9 protein-coding genes and 1 pseudogene are annotated in these 7,075 nt (G+C 67.4%); 6 read left to right on the forward strand and 4 right to left on the reverse strand.

Annotated elements, in window-relative coordinates; all coding sequences use genetic code 11:
- Nucleotides 1–632: hypothetical protein (locus ACRDUX_RS01820; protein ID WP_526410445.1), on the forward strand; the 632-nt coding region annotated here is incomplete at its 5' end.
- A gap of 8 nt (nt 633–640) precedes the next feature.
- Here the strand turns inward: ACRDUX_RS01820 and ACRDUX_RS01825 are convergent.
- Complete coding sequence (locus tag ACRDUX_RS01825) at nt 641–1,024, reverse strand: hypothetical protein (RefSeq protein WP_526410447.1); 384 nt, start codon at nt 1,022–1,024, stop codon at nt 641–643.
- Nucleotides 1,025–1,116: 92 nt separating this feature from the next.
- On the opposite strand from ACRDUX_RS01825, the gene ACRDUX_RS01830 reads away from it, so the two are divergent.
- Entirely contained in the window at nt 1,117–2,208 is a 1,092-nt protein-coding gene (locus ACRDUX_RS01830; RefSeq protein WP_526410449.1) for an aldo/keto reductase, read from the forward strand.
- A gap of 73 nt (nt 2,209–2,281) precedes the next feature.
- On the opposite strand, the gene ACRDUX_RS01835 is transcribed toward ACRDUX_RS01830, so the two are convergent.
- Nucleotides 2,282–3,244 carry a ferritin-like domain-containing protein gene (locus ACRDUX_RS01835; RefSeq protein WP_526410451.1) on the reverse strand — a complete coding sequence of 321 codons (963 nt, stop codon included), beginning with the start codon at nt 3,242–3,244 and terminating at the stop codon, nt 2,282–2,284.
- A 173-nt stretch (nt 3,245–3,417) separates the two neighbouring features.
- On the opposite strand from ACRDUX_RS01835, the gene ACRDUX_RS01840 reads away from it, so the two are divergent.
- Complete coding sequence (locus ACRDUX_RS01840) at nt 3,418–4,434, forward strand: iron-containing redox enzyme family protein (RefSeq protein WP_526410453.1); 1,017 nt, start codon at nt 3,418–3,420, stop codon at nt 4,432–4,434.
- On the opposite strand, the gene ACRDUX_RS01845 is transcribed toward ACRDUX_RS01840, so the two are convergent.
- Nucleotides 4,414–4,647 (reverse strand): CDGSH iron-sulfur domain-containing protein, encoded by a 234-nt coding sequence (locus ACRDUX_RS01845; protein ID WP_526410455.1) that lies wholly within the window; start codon nt 4,645–4,647, stop codon nt 4,414–4,416. The two genes, ACRDUX_RS01840 and ACRDUX_RS01845, sit on opposite strands and share 21 nt — an antisense overlap.
- A 200-nt stretch (nt 4,648–4,847) precedes the next feature.
- On the opposite strand from ACRDUX_RS01845, the gene ACRDUX_RS01850 reads away from it, so the two are divergent.
- From ACRDUX_RS01850 to ACRDUX_RS01860, 3 genes and pseudogenes are all read left to right on the forward strand, one after another.
- Nucleotides 4,848–5,522 (forward strand): ANTAR domain-containing protein, encoded by a 675-nt coding sequence (locus ACRDUX_RS01850; protein ID WP_526410460.1) that lies wholly within the window; start codon nt 4,848–4,850, stop codon nt 5,520–5,522.
- A 28-nt stretch (nt 5,523–5,550) separates the two neighbouring features.
- Nucleotides 5,551–6,293 (forward strand): annotated as a pseudogene (locus ACRDUX_RS01855) (YqjF family protein).
- A 65-nt stretch (nt 6,294–6,358) separates the two neighbouring features.
- Nucleotides 6,359–6,649 (forward strand): hypothetical protein, encoded by a 291-nt coding sequence (locus ACRDUX_RS01860; RefSeq protein ID WP_526410456.1) that lies wholly within the window; start codon nt 6,359–6,361, stop codon nt 6,647–6,649.
- A gap of 17 nt (nt 6,650–6,666) precedes the next feature.
- On the opposite strand, the gene ACRDUX_RS01865 is transcribed toward ACRDUX_RS01860, so the two are convergent.
- On the reverse strand, nt 6,667–7,075 hold a 409-nt coding region (locus ACRDUX_RS01865), incomplete at its 5' end, for an NAD(P)H-dependent flavin oxidoreductase (protein ID WP_526410458.1).

Consider the following 7,075-nt stretch of genomic DNA (forward strand, 5'->3'; position numbering starts at 1 on the left):
CGGCGGTCGCCTTCCCGGCGACCGCCGCAGCGGACGACGCTCCACCGGATCCGCTGCCTGCCCCAGGGGATCCGGCCCCGCCGCCACCCCAGGGCCCCGCGGTGCCAGGGATGGGCCAACTGGGCCCGGCCGGGGTCGACGTGCTGGCGCAGAGCAACGCCGCTCCTGCCGACGTTCCCGGCACCCTGGGTGTGCCGACGATGGCGGGTCTGGATCGGGACACCGTGCTTGGTCAGAACGCGGTGCCCTCCGCGCCGGGCGCGGGTCCGGGAACGCCGCCGAACCTCAACGTGTTCAACAACGCCTACGGCGCAGGGGCCATCAACCTGGCACCCGCCGCCCCCGGTCAGGGGCAGCAGTTCGGGGTCGCCCCTGGCGATGAGAGCGCCGACGTCAACAAGCGCAAGTGGCTCGGTCGCTACATCGATGAGTATCGCGCCGGTGATCTCAAGGGCGGACTGCTCGGTCAGATGCCCCAGGAACAACTCGGCGAACCACTGCCGGGCACCGCCCCACCGCCCGGCACCGTCATCCCCGCCGGACCGGTCCAATTCCTGCCCGACCCGGCCGACGGTCCTACCGCACCGCCCGGCCTGATTCTTCCGCCGCCTCCGCCACCACCCGCCGGCTGACCTGGGTCTTACGGAATCGGCTCGGGGAGGGGCAGGTCACCCAGGTCGTCCAAGGCGCCGTCGGCGTCCTCCGGTGGCGAGGGTCGCAGCGGGAGCACGATGGTTGGCCGCTCGTCGATCGCCGCGCCGTCCATCGGTGCGACGCAACCCATTCCGAACCTGGTCGGAGCGGGAACACCGGCGTTCTGCACGCAGCACGTGGTGGAGACGGCGTCGAAGTCCTGACCCGGACCAGGCATCGTGGTCGCGGTGCACGTGGAGTACCCCTGGTCGTCGAAGACCGGTGAGGCATTCGCGACCCCGCACGGCCCGGCGGTGCACGCGGCCGCGAGCGCGAGGGCGGGAACGACGAGCCGCCGAAGTCCCGGTCTGGACGTTCCCATGAATGCCATTGCGACGACGCTACCGACATCGGTGCACGGCCGTGGCCCATCGGGGACTTCTGGACTTGCGGGTCCATTTTGTGGACGGCACGCTGACTCACATGGCACTCGATCAGTACTACCTACTCGGCAAGTCAGGACTGCGCGTCAGCCGGCTGGCGCTCGGCACGATGAACTTCGGCACCGCGGGCTACCACGCCGCCTACGGGAAGACCGAGGACGAGGCGCGACCCATCTTCCGTCGCTACCTCGACGGTGGTGGCAACTTCATCGACACGGCGGACTTCTACACCGCAGGAGAGAGCGAAACCATCCTGGGCAGGCTCATCGCCGAGGCGAACGCACGGGACAGGGTGGTGCTCACCACCAAGTTCACCAACAGCGTCACCCCCGGTGACCCCAACGCCGGGGGAAACGGACGCAAGCACATGATCCGGGCCCTCGACGACTCCCTGAGGCGTCTCGGCACCGATTACGTCGACCTCTTCCTGCTGCACACCTGGGACCGGCTGACCCCGGTCGAGGAGGTCCTGCGCACCTTCGACGATCTGGTGCGGGCGGGCAAGATCCGTTATGCCGGGCTGTCCGACGTGCCCAGTTGGTATGCGGCGCAGGCCCAGACGTTCGCGGAGGCGCACTCACTGCCGCCGATGATCAACCTGCAGCTGCCCTATTCGTTGGTCGATCGGCAGATCGAGGTGGAGCACGTCGCCATGTCGCAGACCCTCGGCCTCGGCATCACCGCGTGGAGCCCGCTCGGCGGGGGATTCCTCAGCGGCAAGTACCGCCATGCAGACAAGGGGCTCTCGGGTGACGGCCGGCTGAGCATCCCCGGAGCATCGGGACTCGACCTGTCGGAACGACATTGGCAGCTGCTCAAGCCGCTTGGCGACATCGCCGACGAGCTCGGCGTGTCGATGGCTCAGGTGGCGATCAACTGGGTCGCCACTCAACCGGGCATCGCGTCCGCCATCGTCGGCGCGAGCAGCGCGGACCAGCTCGCTTCCACGATGGCCGCCCTCGACGTGGAACTGCCAAGCGAGTTGCGTGCCGAACTGGATCGGGCGAGCGCCGTCGCGCCCGCGTCGGTGTACCGGATGTTCACCCCCGGCTACCAGAACCAACTCATCAGCCCAGGCATCAAGGTGGGGGACAAGCCCGCCGGCTATCTCCCCGGCGTGCGCAACTGGTAGTTCGGTGCTGCATATGCCGAACGCCCCGCCATCGGTGGCGGGGCGTTCGTTTCAAGCGTTTCGAAATGCGGTGTTACCCGATCCCGACGACCTCCTGCGCGATGTGTGCGACTCGCGCCTGCGCGGCGGAAACGATGCCCTGACGCTGCTTGTGCGACTCTTCGTAGGCGAGGATCGCCCGAACGTCTGAGGGATCGGTCAGGTCCTTGAGCGCGGCGACGGCCTGGCTCACGTTCAGCTCGTCGAAGCCGTCGATCGGCAGTTCGGAGGAATCGCGGATACCGGCGGCGGTCCGCACGGAGTGGACCACGTCGGCGGCCTGGTCGGCCCCACCGTCGCGGATGACGTTCTCGGCGGTCTCCAGTGCGGCATCGCGCGAGGTCGACAGCGTCTTGGCGGCCAGGTCACCGGCTTGCTTGCCGCGGTTCAGCAGCTCGCTCAGCGCCAACGGGGCCGCCCGTACGGTCTCCACGGCCTTGTCGAGCCCGCGAACCGACCAGTTCACCGGCGCGTTGACCAGCTGAATCGCCGTGCCCGCAGCGGCCTGCAGTGGCGTGCGCCGCAGGGTGGCGGGACCACCGAGCGCATCCTCGGCCAACACGGTGGTCAGCCAGTCGATGGTCGCAGCGTGCGCCGTGATCAGGCGCGTGGCCAGTGCTTCGACGTCCGAACGCTTCGCTGCGACCGCGAGTGCCTTGGTGTAGCGAGCGCGGTCGAGCAACTGGTGTTCGAGGGACAGATCGCCGAGAAGTGCCTCGTCGAACGGCTGAGCCTGCTCGGTCAGTGCCTTCACCGCTGCGGCGGCGCGGCCGAAGAACGGGCCGATCACGTCGGGGTGGCCGCCGAGGTCGCGGATGGCGGACTCGATGGACTCGGCGCGTGCGCGCCCATTGGCGGCGTTCTGGGACAGTTCCTTGCGGACTGCCGCGGTGCGCGCCTGAGCAACGCGGGTCTCGGCCACCTGGATCTCGGTGTTGGTCAGGTCGAGCACTGCCCGCAATTGCGCAATCAGGGTGTTGGTACTGGACGTCGTCATATTGGTTCGCCCCTTCGGCATTGACGGCTTGGTCGGCGCGGGGTGCACCTTCACCAATTCGCATACCCGTCGAGTCGGCTACCAATCGTGGGTCCCGGGGATGTGCACGAGGTCTCAATTCGAAGATGCCCGCAAAAGGTGGGGAGAGGATTACCTTGACGCCGACGGGGTAAGTGACCAACGTGCCGCTGTCAACGACTGGTGAACCGTCACCGCCAGTTGCCGTGGGTCCGCTGTCCGCAATCGTCCTCGACCTCATCGGTGGTCGGCCGCCACGTCGACATCTGAGTCGACTCGCGGCGCCGGTCTCACACGCCGACCCGTACGGACTGGATCTGCAACTCGCGCTGCACGTCTGCTACGAGCTTCACTACCGTGGGTTCGCCGGCGTCGATTCGCGGTGGGAGTGGGATGCCGGGTTGCTGCACCTGAGGTCCAGTCTCGAGCAGGTCTTCGAAGCCGCGTTGCTGTGCGATGTCGGCAAGTCGGGTGAGGGCGCGACCGCGTTCGCGGAGATGGACGCACTGTCTGTTGAACCCGTTGACGGCGAAGGGCTTTCGTACTTCCTGCGCGACGAGGGAACGTGGGCGCAGATGCGCGAGTACTTCGTGCACCGCTCGATCTACAACCTCAGGGAGTGTGAATCGCACGCCTGGCTCATTCCCCGGCTTCCCGGGCCCGCCAAGGCAGCGTTCGTCGCGATCGAGTACGGCGCAGGTCGGGGCGATCGACTCGACCAGAAGCTCTTCGCCGATCTGCTGCGCGCGGCCAAGCTGGAGTCGAAGTACCTGGCATACCTGAACCACGTCCCTGCGGAATCGCTGGTCGTGGTGAATCTGATGTCGATGTTCGGGCTGCACAGGGCGTGGCGGGGCGCGGCAGTGGGGTATTTCGCATCGTCGGAGATCACCTCGCCTCCCGGGTCGCACCGGCTGGTGCAGGCATTGAACCGGCTGTCCGCGCCCGAGCCCTGCGTGCGCTTCTACGCCGAGCACGTCGAACCCGGTGCGGTTCACGAGCAGGTGGTGCGCGACGACGTGGTGGGCAACCTGGTGGCCGATGAACCGGAACTGGATCGCGACGTCGTGTTGGGTATCCGGGTCCGCGACCTCGCCGAGGAGCGGCTGGCCGCACACATGATGAAGAGTTGGGTGTCTGGCCGAAGCTCGCTACGTCGACCGATCGCCTGACGACTGGTCATCGCGGCGCCGCTTGCGGTGGCTGGTGTCGCACAGGGGATAGGTCTTGCTCCGCTTGCAGGTGCAGATCGCCACCATGAACCGGTCCGACTCGACCGAGGTGCCGTCGGGCAGCTCGATCCGCACGGGCCCCTGGATCATCAACGGCCCGCCGGGGGTGACGCGCACGAGGCGGGCGTCGCCATCCGTCACTGGCTCTGTCATCACCGAGGGTGATTGCCCCGATATGTCGCACCCGAAACGGCTCCGCGCCTTCTGTCTTGCCGGGCGGGGCCGTGTTGAGGTATAACGCCTTTCGCAACGAAAACAGGTTTACTTCCCCAGACCTCGGAGGTGAATGGTGCTAGCGATTGCATTTCCCGCCACGTCCCAATACGGCGCGCGTAGGACCGAGTCCGATGTTCATCTCGGATGAACACCGCTCCGCGGGCAGCCCGGCCAAGAGCATGCCCGCCGGAGAGGGTCCTGAACGTGCGGGCTCCTTCCGTTTCCTGTTCAGCGACCACCGCTGGGAATGGTCGCCAGAGGTCGAGCGCATGCACGGCTATGGCCCCGGCGAAGCCGCTCCCACCACTGAAGTCGTGCTCTCCCACAAACATCCCGACGACCTCAGTCACGTGGCCGCGACGCTCGAGGAGATCGTCCGCACCGGCAGGCCGTTCAGCGCACGTCACCGCATCGTCGACGTCAAGGGTCGCGTTCGCGAGGTAGTCGTCGTCGGGGAGCGCCTGCACGATGACGGTGGCGAGGTGATCGGGACGCACGGTTACTACGTCGACGTCACGCCGTCGACCGACCGGGAGCATCAACGGTCGGTGACGGAGGCCGTCGCCGAGATCAGCGAGAATCGCGGTGGTATCGAGCGGGCCAAGGGAATGCTGATGCTGGTCTATCACATCAGTGCCGAGGCGGCGTTCGACCTGCTCAAGTGGCGTTCGCAGGCGACCAACGTCAAGCTCCGACCCATCGGGGAGCAGATCGTCAAGGACTTTCTGGCGCTGAGCTATTCGGACGTGTTGCCAGCAAGGTCGAGCTACGACCAGTTGCTGCTGACTGCTCACGAGCGGATCGACTCGTAACCCCCACCGGACGTGACACGATCGCGAAGTGTCGCTGCCCCACGCCTTTCCGGTCGGCCCGCCGGTGCTGCCGCGACCCCACTTCACCCACCAGCATTGGCGCAGCCTCACCTTCGTGCATTGGCCCGTCGACCCGGAATCGGTCGCGCACCTGTACCCGAGTGGTACGCGGCCCGACGTGTTCGGCGACGGAGTGACCTACGTCGGACTCCGTCCCCTTCGCGATGAGTGAAGTGGCGCTTGGTCTTTCGCGCCCGATTCCCTACTTCGGGAGCTTTCTGGAGACCAACGTCAGGCTGTACTCGACAGATGACGACGGCCGCCACGGCGTGCTCTTCCGGTCGCTCGAGACGTCCCGGCTGGCGGTCGTCTCGGTGACCCGGGTCGGCATGGGCACGCCGTACACGTGGGCGAAGATGCGGTTGACCCGGGAAGGCCAGCGGATCACGTATGACAGTGTGCGGCGCCTGCCAGGTCGGGGACTGCGGAGCCGGGTCACGGTGGAAGTCGGTGCGACCGTCGATCCCACACCGCTGGAGGTCGGCTCACCGCACGTTGGGGGGGCACACGCGCAAGGCGGGTCGCACCTGGTGGGTGCCCAACGAGCACGTCCCGTTCCCGCTGTGCTCGGCCGAGGTGCTCGAGTTGGACGACGAACTGGTGGCGGCAGCCGGTGTCGAGCCGACGGGCGAGCGACTGCGCGCGCTGTACTCGCGAGGGGTGCGGGCGAGATTCGGACGGCCGTCCGCGCTGCGCGTGTCCAACAGGTGAACACGAGGCAACCAAGAGGTTGAGCGGTTGTCGCATCTCCCTGCGAGCTGGGATGATTCGGCGGGATGGCTTCGTTCGTGTCTGTTTACGTCGATATGGCAGCCGGGACGGATGACGTCCGGGCTGCCGTCGCTGCGCTGGCCATGCCCGAGGGGGTCCTCAGGGTCGAGGTGGACGGCGACGCGGTCACCGACACGTTCGGCTGCCGGGTCGCGGTGGATCTCACCGGAACGTTCGACGAGCAGGCCGACGGCCTGGTCATCGCCCGCACGTACGCCTCGGAGCTTTCGGTGGCGCTCGGCGTTCCGGCGTTCGCCTTCCACGATCTGCTCAGGCGCGACTACCCGGCGAGCTGAGGTCGTGGGGCAACGCGTCAGTGCAGCCGGTTTCCGGCCGCCGCCAGGGCGGCCTCGATCTCGGTCCACGTGCGCCGCACGATTTCCGAGACCGGCATGAGTTCGGTGATCCGGGACGACACCTGACCCGTATTCGCCACACTGGCATCCATGTCACCGTCGAAGTACAGGCTGGTGATGCCGCCGAGCAGCGGAGCCTCCAACGCGGAGGTGGCCAGCGTTGCCGCCAACCCCGTCCGCAGTACCCGCATGGTGGGGTTGCCGGGAAGGTCGAGCATCACCGTGCCGTCGTCGTTGGCCGCGACGATGGCGTCCTTGAAGTTGGCGTGGACGGCTGCTTCGTCGCTGGCCAGCATGCGGGTGCCCATCTGCACGCCCTCCGCGCCGAGGACCAGCGCCGCCGCGGCCGAGCGCGCATCGCAGATC

It is taken from the genome of Mycobacterium sp., assembly GCF_050701675.1.
Lineage (GTDB): Bacteria > Actinomycetota > Actinomycetes > Mycobacteriales > Mycobacteriaceae > Mycobacterium.